22 protein-coding genes and 1 pseudogene are annotated in these 17,214 nt (G+C 37.0%); 8 read left to right on the top strand and 15 right to left on the bottom strand.

Going from position 1 to position 17,214, the window contains the following annotated elements:
- Positions 1 to 3 precede the first annotated feature (3 nt).
- The 6 genes from cobA to ACJMML_RS03320 form a co-directional block, all read right to left on the bottom strand.
- Positions 4 to 720 carry a uroporphyrinogen-III C-methyltransferase gene (cobA, locus tag ACJMML_RS03345; protein WP_405305970.1) on the bottom strand — a complete coding sequence of 239 codons (717 nt, stop codon included), beginning with the start codon at positions 718 to 720 and terminating at the stop codon, positions 4 to 6.
- Positions 721 to 727: 7 nt separating this feature from the next.
- Positions 728 to 1,372, bottom strand: coding sequence for a phosphoribosylformylglycinamidine synthase subunit PurQ (gene purQ, locus ACJMML_RS03340; protein WP_292603727.1), 645 nt, complete (start codon positions 1,370 to 1,372; stop codon positions 728 to 730).
- Positions 1,373 to 1,381: 9 nt separating this feature from the next.
- Positions 1,382 to 1,648 carry a phosphoribosylformylglycinamidine synthase subunit PurS gene (gene purS, locus ACJMML_RS03335; protein WP_292603729.1) on the bottom strand — a complete coding sequence of 89 codons (267 nt, stop codon included), beginning with the start codon at positions 1,646 to 1,648 and terminating at the stop codon, positions 1,382 to 1,384.
- Positions 1,649 to 2,377, bottom strand: coding sequence for a phosphoribosylaminoimidazolesuccinocarboxamide synthase (gene purC, locus ACJMML_RS03330; protein WP_405305969.1), 729 nt, complete (start codon positions 2,375 to 2,377; stop codon positions 1,649 to 1,651).
- Between the two features lie 88 nt (positions 2,378 to 2,465).
- Entirely contained in the window at positions 2,466 to 2,759 is a 294-nt protein-coding gene (locus tag ACJMML_RS03325; RefSeq protein WP_405305968.1) for a hypothetical protein, read from the bottom strand.
- Positions 2,756 to 3,136 carry a flagellar protein, FliL gene (locus ACJMML_RS03320; RefSeq protein WP_405305967.1) on the bottom strand — a complete coding sequence of 127 codons (381 nt, stop codon included), beginning with the start codon at positions 3,134 to 3,136 and terminating at the stop codon, positions 2,756 to 2,758. Before ACJMML_RS03320 ends, ACJMML_RS03325 begins: the two co-directional genes overlap by 4 nt.
- A 100-nt stretch (positions 3,137 to 3,236) precedes the next feature.
- Between ACJMML_RS03320 and ACJMML_RS03315 the strand changes: the two genes are divergently transcribed.
- Positions 3,237 to 3,434, top strand: a complete 198-nt coding sequence (locus tag ACJMML_RS03315; protein ID WP_405305966.1) for a hypothetical protein — start codon at positions 3,237 to 3,239, stop codon at positions 3,432 to 3,434.
- Positions 3,435 to 3,486: 52 nt separating this feature from the next.
- Here the strand turns inward: ACJMML_RS03315 and ACJMML_RS03310 are convergent, their stop codons facing one another.
- Positions 3,487 to 4,974: a sodium-dependent transporter gene (locus ACJMML_RS03310; RefSeq protein ID WP_405305965.1), complete on the bottom strand. Its 1,488-nt coding sequence runs from the start codon at positions 4,972 to 4,974 to the stop codon at positions 3,487 to 3,489.
- Between the two features lie 262 nt (positions 4,975 to 5,236).
- Between ACJMML_RS03310 and ACJMML_RS03305 the strand changes: the two genes are divergently transcribed.
- The gene (locus ACJMML_RS03305; protein WP_405305964.1) at positions 5,237 to 6,763 is read left to right on the top strand and encodes a hypothetical protein; all 1,527 of its coding nucleotides are present in this window, start codon (positions 5,237 to 5,239) and stop codon (positions 6,761 to 6,763) included.
- A 32-nt stretch (positions 6,764 to 6,795) separates the two neighbouring features.
- Here the strand turns inward: ACJMML_RS03305 and ACJMML_RS03300 are convergent, their stop codons facing one another.
- Positions 6,796 to 7,311: a flavodoxin family protein gene (locus tag ACJMML_RS03300; protein WP_405305963.1), complete on the bottom strand. Its 516-nt coding sequence runs from the start codon at positions 7,309 to 7,311 to the stop codon at positions 6,796 to 6,798.
- Positions 7,304 to 7,768, bottom strand: coding sequence for a flavodoxin (locus ACJMML_RS03295; protein WP_405305962.1), 465 nt, complete (start codon positions 7,766 to 7,768; stop codon positions 7,304 to 7,306). The genes ACJMML_RS03300 and ACJMML_RS03295 overlap by 8 nt, the downstream gene beginning before the upstream one ends.
- Positions 7,769 to 7,952: 184 nt before the next feature.
- Between ACJMML_RS03295 and ACJMML_RS03290 the strand changes: the two genes are divergently transcribed.
- From ACJMML_RS03290 to ACJMML_RS03275, 4 genes are read left to right on the top strand one after another with little or no spacing between them, the layout of a single operon-like run.
- Positions 7,953 to 8,714: a uroporphyrinogen-III synthase gene (locus ACJMML_RS03290; RefSeq protein ID WP_405305961.1), complete on the top strand. Its 762-nt coding sequence runs from the start codon at positions 7,953 to 7,955 to the stop codon at positions 8,712 to 8,714.
- Between the two features lie 4 nt (positions 8,715 to 8,718).
- Positions 8,719 to 8,988, top strand: a complete 270-nt coding sequence (locus ACJMML_RS03285; protein ID WP_405305960.1) for a signal recognition particle subunit SRP19/SEC65 family protein — start codon at positions 8,719 to 8,721, stop codon at positions 8,986 to 8,988.
- A 2-nt stretch (positions 8,989 to 8,990) separates the two neighbouring features.
- Complete coding sequence (recJ, locus tag ACJMML_RS03280; RefSeq protein WP_405305985.1) at positions 8,991 to 10,400, top strand: single-stranded-DNA-specific exonuclease RecJ; 1,410 nt, start codon at positions 8,991 to 8,993, stop codon at positions 10,398 to 10,400.
- 58 nt (positions 10,401 to 10,458) lie between these two features.
- Positions 10,459 to 11,262, top strand: coding sequence for a winged helix-turn-helix transcriptional regulator (locus ACJMML_RS03275; protein WP_405305959.1), 804 nt, complete (start codon positions 10,459 to 10,461; stop codon positions 11,260 to 11,262).
- Here the strand turns inward: ACJMML_RS03275 and ACJMML_RS03270 are convergent, their stop codons facing one another.
- Both ACJMML_RS03270 and ACJMML_RS03265 read right to left on the bottom strand, forming a co-directional pair.
- Positions 11,263 to 12,531, bottom strand: a complete 1,269-nt coding sequence (locus tag ACJMML_RS03270) for a DEAD/DEAH box helicase (RefSeq protein ID WP_405305958.1) — start codon at positions 12,529 to 12,531, stop codon at positions 11,263 to 11,265.
- 35 nt (positions 12,532 to 12,566) lie between these two features.
- Positions 12,567 to 13,427, bottom strand: coding sequence for a radical SAM protein (locus ACJMML_RS03265; RefSeq protein WP_405305957.1), 861 nt, complete (start codon positions 13,425 to 13,427; stop codon positions 12,567 to 12,569).
- A gap of 61 nt (positions 13,428 to 13,488) precedes the next feature.
- On the opposite strand from ACJMML_RS03265, the pseudogene cas4 reads away from it, so the two are divergent.
- Both cas4 and ACJMML_RS03255 read left to right on the top strand, forming a co-directional pair.
- Positions 13,489 to 14,175 (top strand): annotated as a pseudogene (gene cas4 / locus ACJMML_RS03260) (CRISPR-associated protein Cas4).
- Positions 14,172 to 14,636 (top strand): thermonuclease family protein, encoded by a 465-nt coding sequence (locus tag ACJMML_RS03255; RefSeq protein ID WP_405305956.1) that lies wholly within the window; start codon positions 14,172 to 14,174, stop codon positions 14,634 to 14,636. The pseudogene cas4 and the gene ACJMML_RS03255 overlap by 4 nt, the downstream one beginning before the upstream one ends.
- Here the strand turns inward: ACJMML_RS03255 and ACJMML_RS03250 are convergent, their stop codons facing one another.
- The 4 genes from ACJMML_RS03250 to ACJMML_RS03235 form a co-directional block, all read right to left on the bottom strand.
- Positions 14,637 to 15,275, bottom strand: coding sequence for a hypothetical protein (locus ACJMML_RS03250; protein ID WP_405305955.1), 639 nt, complete (start codon positions 15,273 to 15,275; stop codon positions 14,637 to 14,639).
- A 15-nt stretch (positions 15,276 to 15,290) separates the two neighbouring features.
- Positions 15,291 to 15,692: an RDD family protein gene (locus ACJMML_RS03245; protein ID WP_405305954.1), complete on the bottom strand. Its 402-nt coding sequence runs from the start codon at positions 15,690 to 15,692 to the stop codon at positions 15,291 to 15,293.
- A 9-nt stretch (positions 15,693 to 15,701) separates the two neighbouring features.
- Positions 15,702 to 16,721, bottom strand: a complete 1,020-nt coding sequence (hypE, locus tag ACJMML_RS03240; RefSeq protein WP_405305952.1) for a hydrogenase expression/formation protein HypE — start codon at positions 16,719 to 16,721, stop codon at positions 15,702 to 15,704.
- Positions 16,722 to 16,829: 108 nt separating this feature from the next.
- Positions 16,830 to 17,204, bottom strand: coding sequence for a 30S ribosomal protein S8e (locus ACJMML_RS03235; RefSeq protein ID WP_296782554.1), 375 nt, complete (start codon positions 17,202 to 17,204; stop codon positions 16,830 to 16,832).
- Between the last annotated feature and the right edge of the window lie 10 nt (positions 17,205 to 17,214).

Raw genomic sequence — 17,214 nt, 5'->3', positions numbered from 1 at the left:
TAATCACCTTTGGTAATCATAAATTTCCTTATACATGTTTACAACATCCCCAATAATCAGTATTGCAGGAGTGTTGATCTTCTTGTCCGCAATATCTCCAAGAGTTCCAAACACCAAATTCTGATTTGGCAATGTTCCGCTTTCAACAGCACAGACTGGAGTGTCTGCCGGACGATATTTCATTATCTCTGAGGTATTCTCCTTAATGTTTCCGATACCCATCAGTATTATAAGAGTGTCTGCAGTATAGTCCCAGTGCACCTGACTTTCAGGTTTTGTTGGGTCTTCATGACCTGTTACGATAGTGACTGAAGTTGCCACTGCCCTGTGAGTTACTGGTAGTCCTAGTGAAGTTGGTGCCCCAATAGCTGAAGTTACACCTGGAATAACAACAAATTTGATATCATGTTCCATTAAAGCCAATATCTCTTCTCCACCACGACCAAAGACAAAAGGGTCACCTCCCTTAAGCCTTACAACATTCTCATGATTTTTAGCCTGTTCGATTATCAGCTCGTTTATTTCATCCTGAGTTTTGTAATGCTCACCTGCTTTCTTACCGACGTATATTCTTTCAGCAGTATCCGGAGCATGAGCCAATATTTCTTCATTAGCTAAATAATCATACAATACAACATCAGCTTTATTTAAAGCCTTCACGGCTTTAAGAGTTATTAAATCAGCATCTCCAGGTCCTGCACCAATTAAATAAACTACCATTTTATCACTATAAAAATCCTTTGAAGAAGTTTAAACCATCGTCTGAACCGAATAATTCTTCACATGCTCTTTCAGGGTGAGGCATCATTGCACATACAAGTCCTGATTCATCACATACACTTGTAATTGCTTCCATTGAACCATTTGGATTCTTGCCTTCAAATTGAAGGACGATTTGGTCCTGATCTTTTAACAGGTCAATGTCTTCTGTGTAGAATCTTCCTTCGGCATGAGCTATTGGAAGAGCAATTGTTTGATCTTTTTTGAATGCCTTTGTAAATGGGGTTCTTGAAGTTGCAACTTTTAAATCTACCCATTCACAGTTGAATTTAGGAGTTTCGTTAGTAATGAAAACACCCGGAACAAGTCCGATTTCACCTAAGATTTGTGCCCCATTACAAATTCCTAAAACCGGTTTTTCTTCCTTTACCAATTCCTTAATTCCATCAATTACTGGTGTAATGGATGCCATTGCACCAGCTCTCAAGTAATCACCATATGAAAATCCACCAGGAATGACAATACCATCATAATCTGTGAGTTTATCTTCACTCCACCAGACATATTCAGGTGTGAGACCTGCAAGCTCAACAGCTTTTGCTACATCACGGTCACAATTAGTTCCTGGAAATCTAATTACTCCAATTTTCATCTTATACACCTATTTACCGCAAGCCATGTTTTGTGGAATAACATTAATCTTATAATCATGGATTACAGGATTACAAAGCAATCTTTCACACATGTCAACGACATTTTCTCTGATTGCTTCCCTGTCTTCCCCTTCCATTTGGAATTTGATTGTTTCAACAGTTTTAACATTTTTAACTTCGTAACCTAATAAATCAAGTGATCTTTCAACTTGAGTAGCTTCAGGGTTCAACATACCGCTTTTCAATGAGATTTTAATTTCAATATCAAATAACATCTAAATCACCTTTTCATCATCTGGAATAACTCTATTATAAACTTCAATATAAGCCGCCATTACTTCATTGTCCTTTCCTTCACGGAACAGTTCCTTATCCAACATTTCCAGAGTTTCACTGTCCCATAATCTGCATCCGTCAGGAGATATTTCATCACCCAAAAGAATGTTTCCATCCTTATCCTTACCGAACTCGACCTTATAATCAACGAGGATGATTCCCGCATCCGCAAAGAATTTGGTCAAGACCTCATTGATTTTCAATGCCTTTTCAATCAGGATATCGACCTCTTCGTCTGTAGCGATGTCAAGTGCTCTTATAAGTGACCTGTTAAGCATAGGGTCATGATACTCATCATCCTTATAATCCATTTGAACCAAAGGAGGGTCCAATTTAGTGCCCTCTTCAATAGGATATTTGCGAACTAGACTACCTGTAGCAATATTTCTTACAATAACCTCAATCGGAATCATTTCAAGCTTTTTTGCAATCATGACATTAGGTTCAGGCAAGTCGACAAATTGAGTTGCAACACCATTTTCCTCTAAAACCTTGAATATTTTAGCTGAAATTACTGCATTGTAAGCTCCTTTATTGTCCATCACTTCTTTTCTTGCACCATCACCTGCAGTCATGTCATCCCTAAACTCGATTATGACCTCATCAGGATTATCAGTAGTGAAAACGCTTTTCACTTTTCCAGAATTAATCAACTCTTTTTTGTTCATGATATCAACAAGAATATTAAATTATTATATTATAATTTAAGTTCTTAATATTATATAAAAATAGTTAAAAATAGAGAAAAAATAGCAGTTATAATTTGTTGATTGGAATTCCAACACTTTCATTTTGCGGGAACTTCATGCCATTCAAAAGGCCTGTTGGAAGTTCGGACAGCACAATAACGGGAAATTCCTCGCCAGGCTTGATAAACAGATGATGTGTTACATCCTGACGTGTTGTAACTGCTATTTCATAAGTGTTTCCTTCTTTTGTGAGTTTTCCATCCAGAAAAACTTTGTTGAATGTTTGATTTAAAAGATACTCCGGCAAATCCTCATCAATATTGAAATGAATTAACAAATCCTTTAGAATCATCTTACTCATTCCATGCTTGGAAGTTTGCTTTGATCTGAATCATATGATGAACCTATCAGTTCACCAGTTTCTGTATCATATTGCCTGAATCCACCATCTTCGTAGGTGACCTCCTTATAAGAACCTTCACCATTTTGATAATTCTGCTTAACCTCTTCCTTTACAATATCTACGACATTGCCTGAATCAGAGGAAGAATCAGAACCAGATGATGAAACTGAACTTTCTGAAGAATGAATATTAAATACTTTATCAATTATGGTTTTAACTGTATCTGCATTGATGTCTTCAATGCCTGCTTCATGCATCACATGTACTGCCGCCACACCTCCGACGACCAATACAACGGCGATGATACCTAATATTAATAAAATAAAGCTTTTCATATTTTCACCTCACTAAGCTTTCAATAGATATTTAACCTAATCCATTTAAATACTTTTCTATTAATTTATATATTACTAAAATAAAATTATATGTATGAACATGAAAAATACTGTAATACTTCTTATATTTATACTATCAATATTAGGTCTGATAATGGGAGTCTACTACACAGAAGATGCAAATACCAATAGCTCTCAGGATAATGATCTTGATATTGTAAAAGAGGATTCAAACAGTATTAAAATCATAAACCTCACCGATAATGAAAATAATGTTTTAACCGGCTTTTTCAGATGACTTGTTTTAATAAAAAAAAGATAAAAGGTTAAATTTGAAATTTAACCCAAATTTAAACTCTTTCTTCAGTATTATCCCATTCAGGATTTTTCGCAGGCAAGATGGTAAATATCAAAGTGGAAACCAATAGCAGGAATGCTGAGGCAATTGTGAAGTTCAGCTGATCAAATGAACCGCTGTGAGCCACGTCAATCATTCCTCCAATCCAAATAATTGAAATGAATATTGGAAGAATATATTTGACAATCAGCAACCACCATTTTCCAAGAGTAATTGTTTTACTTTTTGAATTAAGGAAATCAATTAATTTTTCAGCCTTAAATATCCAAGCAAAGATAATGCATTCAACGATTACACCAAACAGCAATGCAATCTGGTTAATAAAAGTATCGACAAATCCAAGCAGGGACCCTCCAAATGCTGTTGCATAAATCATTGATATGCATGCGCCAACGGCAATCAATATTGTCATTGTCTTAGACCTTGAAAGTCCAAACTTGTTTTGAATTGAAAAGGACAAAGGTTCAACTGTAGACAGGATGCTTGTAAGGCCTGCAAGATAAACTGTCAAAAAGAACAGAGGTCCAAGAACATATGCCCATTGACCCAATACATTAAATACTGTAGGATAGACTACAAATACAAGTCCTGTTCCTTGAGTTACAAGCTCTGAAACTGCAGTTCCGGATTGCAATGACATATAACCTAAAATTGAAAATACACCCAATGCTGCGAAGTTTTCAAACAATGAATTGGCAAGGGCGATTGAAATTGTATTTGTGATTAAATCAGCATCATCCTTAGTGTAGCTGGCATAAGTAAATGCAATTGACATTCCCAAACTTAATGAAAACACAATCTGTCCAAATGCAGCCATCCAAATTTCAAAATGTCCTAAAAGTGACCAATCCGGATTGAACAGCTCGGCAAGGCCGATTGAAGCACCAGGCAAAGTCAATGAAAATATCACTATGATGACCATAATGATAAATAATGCAGGCACCAAGACTTTTGAAACCTTTCCAAGCCCTGCTTCAAGATCTCTGTGTGAAATAAACCAAATAATTACCCAGCCCACAATCATAGCCACTGCAATAACAGGAATGAAATTTAATAAACCAGTGTAAGATTCTGAAGATTGCAGAAGAGTGGTTGCAAAGAAAGCATCCGGATTTGCTCCCCAACCCTTAAAGAAACTCAATATTATATATATTCCATCCCAACCGAGAATGGCTGAGTAGTAAATCATAATCATAAAAACAGCAACCGGTAAAAACCAGCCTAAATACTCACATTTGGAGTTAATCTTTCTTGCAGCCTTTGCAAATGAAGATTTGAAATTATACCCTACACCATACTCCAAAATCAGGAATGGAATTCCCATTAAAAGAATAGCTACAATATAAGGGATGTAAAAGGCTCCCCCACCATTAGAATAGAGCACATAAGGATATCTCCAAATATTTCCAAGTCCAACGGCAGAACCTATCATTGCCAATATGAAAGATAGATTACTGCCCCATTCATTTTTATCTGCCATAATTTTCATTTCCATTTAATAATTTTAATATAATATATATTTGAAATCACTACTTAAAAATGTACCATATATTAGGTATCATCAAAATATTGAATTTTTAAGAATTTTAATTAGATAATAATTGTTCATTGACCCCCTAAAAATCATATAAATAAGTTGATATCCGTATTGTATAAATCAATTATTAAACATCTTTTAACAATCAAAGAAACATGAATAATTATTCAAAATACTTAAATATTACTTACGAGTTATTACTTTCATGAACAAAAAATATCTGATTGCAATTATTGCAATATTAATAATAATTTGTGCAGCAGCATTTGCACTGACAAATTCCAATAATTCAAGCAATGGATCAGTCAGCATTGATGCAAATGCTCTGGAAGACAGAGGAAACATTGTTGTTGACTCTGAAAGTTTGGATGAGCATGACGGATACTATCACAGTGATAGTGCAGACACAAATTCCATTTTAATCAAAAATGGTGGAAATCTGAAATTAACAAACTCAGCAGTTAATAAAACCGGAGATACTGCAACCAGCGGTGACGACACTGATTTCTATGGAGTCAACTCTGCCGTTTTAGTCAATACCAACGGCACATTGGATATTTCAAATGTGGAAATCAATACAGATTCCAAAGGATCAAACGGTATTTTCGTGACCAATGCAAATGCATCCTCTTCAAGCGGAGATAACCAACAACAAGGCCAAGGAGAAGGAGGCCAACCGCCTGAAGCAATGGGCAATGGCGGTGGAGATGGAGGCCAACCACCTGAAATGCCTGATGGAGATGGAGGAGAAGCTGGACAGGCTCCAGATGCACCTAATGGACAAGGCGGCGGAGAACAGCCTGGACAAAGCACTACTGAAGGAAGCACCGAAGCAAACATCAACAATGTTAAGATAACCACCCATTCAGACAAGTCAAGAGGTCTTGATGCAACCTACAATGGAGTAATCAATGCAGAAAACGTCATCATCAACACTGACGGGCAAAGCTGTGCAGCTCTTGCAACAGACCGTGGAGAAGGCCAGGTACATGTCAAAAACTCCGAAATCAATACAGGAGTCAGCAAAACCAGCGGCAGAGGATCACCATTAATCTATTCAACTGGAAACATTACCGCTGAAAATACCAAAGGTACATCCTACGTATCTCAAATCGCATGTATTGAAGGTAAAAACTCAATTGAATTGACAAATTGTGATATGACAGGATTTGCAGAAGGCAACAGACAGGATGGTGATAAATACGTGGATTTGGGAGGAATATTCATCTACCAAAGCATGAGTGGAGATGCTGATGTTGGTACATCCACATTTACCGCTAAAAATTCTAAATTAACAATAGCTGAAGACTCCTCAGTATCCAAAGAGGCCCCAATGTTCCACATTACCAATACTGCCTGTGTAATCAACCTGGAAAACGCAGAACTCAGTTTCAACAGTGGAGTATTTCTGGAATCCTCCAGTCAAAACCAATGGGGAAATGAAGGATCCAATGGAGGAACCTGTGAGTTAAACACTGAAAATGAGAATATTGCGGGTAATGTCCTCGTTGATTCAATCAGTTCATTAAACTGGAACATGAAAAATACCCAATTTAAAGGAGCAATCAATTCAACCGGAAATACAACCGTTAGTGTAGGTGAAGGTTCTACCTGGACTTTAACTGGTGACAGTACCGTTTCATCATTGGAATTGAATGGAAACATTGAATATGGCGAATACACTTTAACTGTTGACGGCAAAACATACAACAGTTCAAATCAATTTAAATAGGAAAGATGATTCTTTCCTATATTTTTTAATTTTCAGCAATTGAAACCAGCATCATATGCCTTTTTCAATTGGTCTTTTTGAGATTTCACATTGCCTAAGACTTCAAATACTTCTTTTTCTGTCGGATTTTTAGAAAAACCAATGAAGTTTCTAATTCCGGCCAATGCATCTCCGCAGCCGCTGCCCGCAGCAAGTATTATGTAATAATCCTTGTTTTCAAGATCCCTGAATATCGGATAGCACCTGTCAAAAAACATCTTCAATGTTCCGCACATACCGTAATAGTATACGGGTGTTGCATACAGTATTACATCGGCTCCCATCATTTTATCAAGAATTTCAGAGATTTGGTCTTCCTGGAAACACTTCATTTCAGGAGTCTTGCATTTGTAGCAAGCCTTGCAGGAAGAAAATTCAATATCATCCAGAAAATACTTTACCACATCATTTCCGGCTTCTAATGCTCCCCTTACAAACTCATCACATATAGTATCGGAATTTCCACCTTTCCTTGGGGATGAGCTTATTACAACTACCTTCTTACTCATCTTCAATCCATCCCTTAGCTTTTGAAACGTCCCCCATGAATCTCATTCCTTTTGCGAAATTGAGTTCTGGATAGGTGTTTGCCAAATCGCTAACACATTTATCGATTCCAGAACCTCCGGAGGTACAGAATGCCTTGATTGTCTTTCCGCTTAAATCAACGCTTTCAATGAAAGTGTTGATTATTGTAGGAGCGGTATACCACCATACAGGAAAGCCGATTGCAACTATATCATATCCGCTTACGTCACATGAGCCGGCAATCGGAGGCCTGAATTCCTTATCGTTCATTTCTATTGTTGATCTGGAGTTCCTGTCTGTCCAGTCCAAGTCTTCAGGAGTGTAGATTTCTTCAGGAACTATTTCAAATATATCATAACCGTTTTCATTTGCTATCTTTTCAGCTATGCCTTTGGTTACTCCGCTAGCTGAAAAATAAGCGACAAGTACATTGCTCATATTATCACCTATTTAAAAATAGGTTTTCATATTATATAATGTTAACATTCGCAACAATTAATCAAATCCAAAGTAAATTTTCAAGAAAAAAGTCAATTTTTAGATTAATATTAACAATGAAAAATCATATTAAAAAGTTGAAACATAATATATTACATTATTAAATTAATGAAGGTAATGAAAAATGTCAAAACCTGTTGTTGCAATAACAAGACCAAAAGACAGGGCCAAGAAAGCCTGCGAAATTGTTAGAGAATTAGGTGGCGAGCCGATATTGGCACCAACCCTTGATTTGAAACCGGTCAACACACAATCCCTAAAGGATTTGGTTGCAAAAAAGGAGGAGCTTGATTGGATCATATTCACATCCCCTACAACAATAGTTTCACTGAAACAGTTTCATCCGGACTTTCTGAAAAGCCTGGACTGCAGGCTGGCAGTCATTGGAAACAAAACCGGAAAATTGGCTGAAAAAGAGGGCTTAAGAGTTGACCTTATGCCTGAAGAGTTTACAGCCGAAGGCCTTATCGAAGAGTTCAAAAGACAAGGCATCACCGGCAAAACAATTGGAATTCCAAGAACAGCTTCTGCAAGGCCAATTTTACCTGAAGAGCTGGAAAAACTTGGAAATAAAGTGATTTTAGCCGAAGCATACAAATCACTCTTTCCGATGGATGAAAATGCGGTCAAAGAACTCATTGAAAAAATTGAAAACAGGGAAATTGATGCAATTACATTTACAAGCCCGCTGACTGTTGAAAACTTCTTTGAAATAGTGGATGACAAGCAAAAGATTGCAGGACTGCTGTCCGATAACCTGTTGACAGTTTGCATCGGCCCAATTACCGCAAAGGTTTTGGACAAATATGACATTACCTACATTTACCCAGACACTTACACAGTTCCAGACATGATGGAGCTATTATTTGAAGAATTAGACAGGTGATAAAATGATAACTATCTGGCCACAATATTTGGATAAAAACTTGACCCTGAAGGAAGGGCGCAAAATCGCTAAGGAATATGCCGTAGCGGATCCTAGCCTTTCAGACATTGAAAGGGCTGTAAAAAGACTTGGATTACAACACAGTGTTCAAAAAGAAGTTTCATACCCTGGAAAATGGTATGAAAAATCAGGACGAATACTTGTTGAATGGGAAGGAACAAAATTGGAACTTCTACGTGAAGTCAGCTTAGAAATTAAAAACATGAGAAACTGATTATTATGCAAATACCACAACTAATGTCTGAACAGTATCATGAGGCAAAAAAGATTATTGAATCATCAACCAGCATCAAAATCTATTCACACATCGACTGTGACGGAATCTGTTCAGGCGCAATACTATCAACCATACTAGACAGAGAGAATAAAGAACATGAAATTGAATTCGTAAACCTTGATGTTTTGGACAATCTTGATTTGGACCACGAACTCACAATATTTTCAGATTTGGGTTCCGGCCAGCTGATTGATACCAAAGCAAAGGAAGGTCAAAAGATCATAATTCTAGACCACCACCCACCTTTAAGGGATCTCGACTATAGAATCGGCAAGGACTATACCTATCTGGAAATCAATCCTCACCACCACGGCATCGACGGCTCATACTATGTTTGCGGCGGAGGACTGTGCTATTTCCTTTCAAAGGAATTCGGATATACTGATTTGAGCTGGATTGGAGTTCTATCTGCCATTGGAGATATGCAAAATACAAAAAGCGGACACTTTGAAGGACTGAATGAAATCATCCAGCAGGACGCAATCGATGGAGGATACCTTGAAGTTATCAAAAACGACATCAACATTTACGGAAGAAATACCCGTCCGTTATTTGTGGCACTTTCCTATTTCAACGATGTCAAGCTTCCGATTACAAACAATACTTCCGAGACTATGGCTATTCTGGAAGAGCTTGGAATTGATGAAAAACATCACAGAAAAACCTTGAATGAACTTACAATGGAAGAGAAAGGCAAACTTTACCAACGCCTTTCCGGAATGATATCACAGGTGGTTCCGGGAAGATATGTCAAATATATTCCCCAACTGATTATTGGAGATTCATATACCTTCATCAAGGAAGATGAACACAGCTTTTTAAGGGACGGATCCGAGTTTTCAACAGCCATGAACGCCTGTGGAAGAAATCATGAAGAAAAAGTAGCCATGGAAGTTCTTAAAGGTGACAGATGTTCAGCATTGGATGAACTGGAAAGCATCAGCAGAGACCACCGACGCAACTTGGCACAATCAATAGAAAAAGTTAGTGATGGTGAACAATCAAATATAATTGAGTTGGAAAACTTACAATATTTTGATGGAACCGGCATTAAACCTGAAATCGTTGGTACTATCACCGGAATGATACTAGGATACTGCAATTGGAAAAAACCTGTTATAGGATATACCCAAACCGATGATGAAGGACTTAAAATCTCATTAAGATGTTCCAGACTCCTATCCTATGATGGAATCCATTTTGGGAACATGATTCGTAAGGTTTCAGCCGAAATTGGTGGAACCGGTGGCGGACACTCAATGGCATGCGGAGCTTATATACCTATTGACAAAAAAGAAGAATTTTTTGAACGATTCAATAATGAACTTGAAGGCCAACTAACAAATTAGTATATATACTAGTAAAGATAAAAATACTAATTAATCAATTACAATTGAGGAATGAAAAATGAAGGCTTTTAAAAAAAGAGGTGCGTTAACACATTTCCAAATTTTAAGTGAAATATCAAAACAAGACCCTCACCTCAAACAAAAAGATTTGGCTGAAAAATTAGACATTACAATTCAGGCTGTTTCTGAAAATATTAAAACATTAATCGAATTAGGATATATAACTTCCAAGGATGGAAGATCACCATACAAAATCACTCAAAGTGGTATTGATAAGGTTAAAAAGGATGCAATAAGCTTAAGAAAATATAGTGACTCTGTTTTAGAAACTATGAACCATTATAAAACAATATGGCCAGCTATCGCAAAAGAAGATTTGGAAAAAGACGATATTGTTGGTTTATATATGGAAGACGGAGTTCTGTATGCTCATAAAAAAGAAGAAAACGCAACAGGTGTCGTTCTCGAATCCGCTGAAGCTGACATGGATGTGGCACTGACCAATCTCACAGGAATAATCGACATGAATGTGGGCGAAGTTACCGTAATAAATGTTCCGACAATCAAAGACGGAGGATCCAAAGCAAGCGATTTGGATTTGATTAAAAACGTCTATGAAAAAGGAACAAACAGCGGCGAAGAAATAGACAAGATTGCCGTTGCCGGTACTGTTTCAAGAGCCATCGTTAAAAAGCTCGGCTTAAGCATTGATATAGAATATGCGGCTCCTCAAGCAACTGCAAATGCTGCCCGTAAAGGATTGAACGTTCTTGCAATCTGCGTGGGAGACATGAGCAAAGCATTTACACGCGAGCTTGAAAACGAAAAAATAAAATACAACATTATCGATGGTGGAAAATAATTATTTTTCCATTAACATCTTTAATAATGCAGATGCCAATTCCAGATTATTGCATTCAGCATTATTAATCATTTTTTTATAGTTATCCAAATTATCATCACTAATTAATGATTTAGCATCATTCAAGAGCTTTTTAATTTTGATGCTTTCTATTTCCTCAAGCGTGGGAAACTCCTTTTCAATGATTTTAACATTGTTTGCCTTTCTGATATTGTTGAATCTTGCAATTTCATCCTTTGAAACCAATGTGAATGCAAATCCCTTTTTGCCGGCTCTTGCCGTTCTTCCGATTCTGTGAATATAATCCTCTATGTTTTGGGGAACATCATAATTGATAATAACATCAACATTGTCAATGTCCAAACCACGGGCGGCCACATCGGTTGCAACCAGTATGTTTATGTTTCCGTTTCTGAACTTATTCATTACCTTATCCCTTGCCTGCTGAGTCATGTCCCCATGAATACTGTCAACCTTGAAATCATCTTTCAAGTGCTTTCTAACAAAATTAACGCTTTTTTTGGTATTGCAGAATACAAGTGCCAATTTCACATCATAAGCCTCAAGCAACCGGGCCAATCCATTGAACTTATCTTTTATATCACATTTAAAAGCGTATTGGGTTATTTTTGGAATGTTCTGTCTTTTATCAGAAATTCTTATAGATTTTGGATTTTTCTGATATTTTTGCGCAATATTTTGAATCTCCTTAGGAATTGTAGCTGAAAAAAGTAGAGTCTGCCTTTGATGAGGAGTTTTAGCCAAAATCGTTTCGATATCTTCCCTGAAACCCATTTCCAACATTTCGTCAGCTTCATCCAAAACAACGCTTTCAATGCCTATCAGCTCAAGGTTTCCCCGTTCTATATGGTCAATTACACGTCCGGGAGTTCCAACAACAACATGAACACCCTTTTTAAGCACTCTTGTCTGCTTGCCGATAGGTTGACCTCCATAAACTGCAAGAACCTTCAATTTTTTAATTTTGGATCCGGTCTTTTCAATCTCTGAAGCAACCTGCATACATAGCTCTCTAGTCGGACATAGGACAATGGCCTGAGGAGACCTGTCGGGAATGAAGATTTTCTCAAGAATCGGCACTGCGAATGCAAGTGTCTTTCCGGAGCCAGTTTGTGCCTGGCCAATCAAGTCATTTCCTTTCAAGGCTTCAGGTATAGCGGACTCCTGAATCGGAGTTAACTTTTTAAACCCCATTTCATCAATAGCCCTTTTGATATCATCAGATATGTTCAATTCATCGAAATTCATTATTTTAATATATAAAAAACAAGTTATTTAACCATTTAGATTAACCGGGACTGCACTGATTTGGAAGGGAACTCATGCAAATACTCAAAGATTTCACCAAATTCATTTAAAATTCCATGTTCTCGAGTTCTCCTTTTAAAGATTCCCATCAGTTTTGCATTGTTTGGAGACGGAATTTCATAATTATCACCGAATTTTCTGATGTATGTTTCCTTCAATCCGGGAAAATGCTTATCCAAATTTTCGTAAAAATATTCCCTGTTGCCCTTTCTTAATGTAAGCCCCATCTGAAAGCACAATATCCCATGAACATTGGCATCAATGCAATAATCCAGAATCGAATTGATATTGTCTTCAGTATCATTAATGTATGGTAAAATAGGGCATAGCCATACAATTGTAGGAATTCCCTCCTCATTTAATGTTTCAAGCACTTCAACCCTCCTGGATGTAGGGCAGACATTGGGCTCGATTATTCTGCAAAGGTCATCGTCTGCAGTAGTCAGGGTCATCTGGACCACTACCCTTGACTTTTCATTGATTTTCTTAAGCAGGTCCAAATCCCTTAAAATCAAATCGGACTTTGTGATGCATGTAAATCCGAATCCATACCTGTAAATCAATTTCAATGACTTTCTGACATATTCCAATCTAGCTTCAAGTGGAATGTAAGGGTCTGTCATAGCCCCCGTACCAATCATTGATGGCTGTCTCTTAAGGAGTTCCTTTTTGAGCAATTCAAGAGAATTCTCCTTTACTTCAATATCTTCGAATTTGTGGTCCATGCCATAGATTTCACTTCTTGAATCACAATATATGCAGCCATGAATACAACCACGGTACAGATTCATACCATTGTTCTTAGACAGGATACTTTTTGAGGATACGTAATGCATGAGTTATAACTTTAACTTTTAAAGTTAATTAATTTATACCATCGCAAACAAAAAGAGAAACATGCAACAAAAAAACATTATCGAATATGATAAAACATATGAATTTAAAGACCATCCTTCAATAAAGGGACTTAAAATAATCGAAGGAAAAAACAATTTCCCAATAAGTTGGCTAAACCAACAGGGATATTGCGAATACCAGCTATATCTCGAGAACGTAAAGGGCATAGAAACACAACCTACAAAAGCGATGACCCAAGGAAGCAAGATTCACCATGAGCTTGAGGATATTTTCAAACAGGACTCAACCCCAGCAAAATTCGAAGAAGCTGTTGAAGCATAAAAAGCTGAAGCATCAATGTCAAGGGAAGTGTTTGTAGTGGCACCAGATTACGGCATCAGAGGATATATTGATGAAATATGGATGAAACCCGATGAAATAGTGATAATTGACGATAAGCCTGGAAGAACACCTTACGAATCAACAATGAACCAGGTAAGGGCATACTGTCTTGCATTCAAAGACATGACTGGTGACGATAGAAAAATTAAAGCTGCCCTTAGAGAAAGAGGTACAGAAAATCTCTTTTGGATTGAAGTTTTCACCCCTGACATTGAAAAGCAAATCCTATTCACAATTGATAGAATGCAGGGATTGTTTGACGGGACAAAACCGTTTAAAGCAACTAAAAATCCGAAAAAATGCAGATCATGCAGATTTAAAAATGAGTGCGAGCAGGCAAAATGAACAAAAAAACGATTTCAATAATCCTATTAGCCATATTCATAATAACATCTGCCCTGACATTAGCTAATGTGTTTTTGAATGATGCAGACACAGACATCAATCAAACAGGAACATTATCTATTGGAAACAAGACAGTCCATTATGAAAAAGCGGGAAAATGCCTTGATGTGATTGACGCAAACACCATCCAGGTTTACGGTGTTGGCAGAGTCCAATTAACTCAGGTTGACGTGAATAAAGAAGGACCTTCATTTAACCAGGCCAAAGACTTCGTCATCGAAAAATGTCTTGGAAAAACAGTGTATCTTGATATCGACGACGAACAGCCAAAGGACAAGTACGACCGCACATTGGCCATAGTGTACACTAATGACACAAACATTAACAGGGAACTGTTGAACAGCAACCTGGCCAAAATATCATACTTCGAGCCAAGCGAATTTGAAAAAGGGTTAAACTAGTTAAACAACCCTATTCAATCCCAAATAGATTTTATTTTTCTTGTATACCTTATCTAAAATCTCATTCCACTCTTCAATACTAATTCGACCCTTATTAGGTATCAAATTATCCAGTGAAGCTTCGGTCACATTTAAAATATCAGAAAGAACATAAGATAAAGTTCTGCCAGTCAAAGACAGGTCATAAGGATCGTAACCCGTAACCGCCAGTACCCAAACATTATCCTTTGAGGAACTGTTATACTCCTTTCTAAGTGAATCATACCAGCTTGATATTCTGGTGCCCTCATTGCCTATTCCATCACCAATTGAAATATAATAATCCTCACCGGAAAAATCAATAGAATCAACAGCCATTTGGATTTTATCTTTAAGTTCCGGAGAATCTAAATCAAGTTCAAATTCATTATTAGTAATTGTATCAGCCAAATAGTTTTCAAGCTCTTTGATATTTTTGAAATAGCCTAACGGCTCTAGCCTATCAGGATCCCTATCGCATAAGTCATAAATTAAATCCTCATCAACATCAACTATTTCATAACCTTCAAGCTTATGGGATTTGTATTCCTTAAAATCTATGCAGTAGTTCTCCAAATCTTCCTTATTTAAATACCAAAGCACCTGAACCTTCTTTATCATAAGTATATCCATCAATTAAGAATAGTCATTAACAACAATAGTTCTAGTAATGTTATTCAAAATCCTATCAGTCTTCAAAAATTTGCCTATAATCCAATCAAAAATTATAGGAACCCAAAAGATTTTGGTGAGATTACGTACAAGAGCCTGTAGCCAGGAAATTCTGGCACCATTCTTTGAACGGACTTCCAATTTCATTATTGCCTTACCTACACTTGCACCGAGGATTTTTTCACATAACACAAAGTATAAAAATCCAAAAATCGCAACTAAGAAAGGTAAAAACTGATAAGCATTATAAACATTTTTTGGACCGAATAATCCAAATAAGAAAAATGATATAATCCACATTACTGCTGAAACTACCAAGAAATCAAGCACATATGCAACAACTCTTCTTGTAAATACTGTAGCCATTTAATCACCTCAGCAAACTCTAGGAACCGGATCTGCTATTGGCGCTTCAAGGATTCTTTCACCACCTATCGGAGTGTTGACAACAACATAATCCCCTTCAACAACTTCGCCAATAATTGCTGCATTTTCACCATATTTTTCGCCTTTAATAGCTTCAAGGATTTCTTCGGCCTTATCGGCTTTAACTCCCATAACAACCTTTCCCTCATTAGCTACTTCAAACGGATCAATGCCTAACATTTCAGAAACTGCATGAACTTCCTCTTTAATAGGTATCGCTTCTTGTTCAAGCACGACCCCAACTCCTGCTTTTGAAGCCATCTCATTGATGGCATTTGCAAAACCGCCACGAGTCGGATCCTTCATTGCAGTTACTCCTCCAATTTCTAAAGCCTTTTTAATTATATTCCACATAGGAGCCACATCTGATTTCAAATCAGTGTCAAAACCAAATCCTTCCCTGAATGACATCAGACTCATTCCATGATCGCCTAAACTGCCAGTCACAATGATTTTATCTCCAACTTCAAGGCCTGAATCACGGACAACTTCACCTTTTTTGGCTATTCCAATACCTGTTGTGACCATGACAATGCCGTCAAGCTTATCCTGAGGCATAACCTTGGTGTCCCCAGTTATGACCGCAACATCAACCTCTTCACAAGCCTCATTTAAAGATTTCATGATTTTATCCAAATCTTCAATTGGAAAGCCCTCTTGCATGATGATTGCATTAGAAATAGCTAATGGACGAGCACCCATTACGGAAACATCGTTGATTGTTCCCGCTGCTGAAATTCTACCTATGTCCCCACCTGGGAAAAACAACGGATCGATAGTGTGACCGTCAGTTGTCATGACAATTTCATAATCCCCTAAAGGAATTGATGCGCCATCATCTAATTCTTCTAAGCTAATACCACCATTTACACTTTTTTTAGTGATATTATCCAAAACAGTGCTAGCAATCAAATTAGCCATAACTTCTCCGCCAGCACCATGATTCATATTGATTTTATCTTCTGACATTTTATCTCCTAATTAAAAAATATAACTAACGTATATATCATTTATAAAAACAAGTATATAAAATTATGAAAAAATTGTAAAAAAAAGAGAATTTAAAGATGGATATCTTTAAATTAAAATTCCGTTAATAACACCGTCTTGACCAGGTCTGGATGTTACTTTAGCATTACCTTCAGGGGTTTCTACAATAGCACCTTTGGTAATGATGTTCCTTCTAACATAGTTAGGGTTTGCGGTGTTTTCGATTACACCAAGAATGTCTACAACTTTGGTGTTACCGTTAGCGTCAGTAACGTTGATTTTGTTACCGGTAGCTAATCTGAGTTTTTCGTTTCCGCCACGGGTTCTAATTTTTCTTAATTTTTTTTCGTCTAATCTAGTTTCTGCAGGATCTCTTCCTAATTCAGATTTCCTTTTTCCACGGTTTGCAACATTTCTTGCACCGGATGGACTTCTAGTTGATTTTCCTTGAGAAATTGCCATTATTTCACCT

Source organism: Methanobrevibacter sp. (assembly GCF_045130115.1).
Classification (GTDB): Archaea; Methanobacteriota; Methanobacteria; order Methanobacteriales; family Methanobacteriaceae; genus Methanocatella.
Note: the sequence above shows the minus strand (reverse complement) of the source record. Positions and strands in the feature narration are given on the sequence as shown.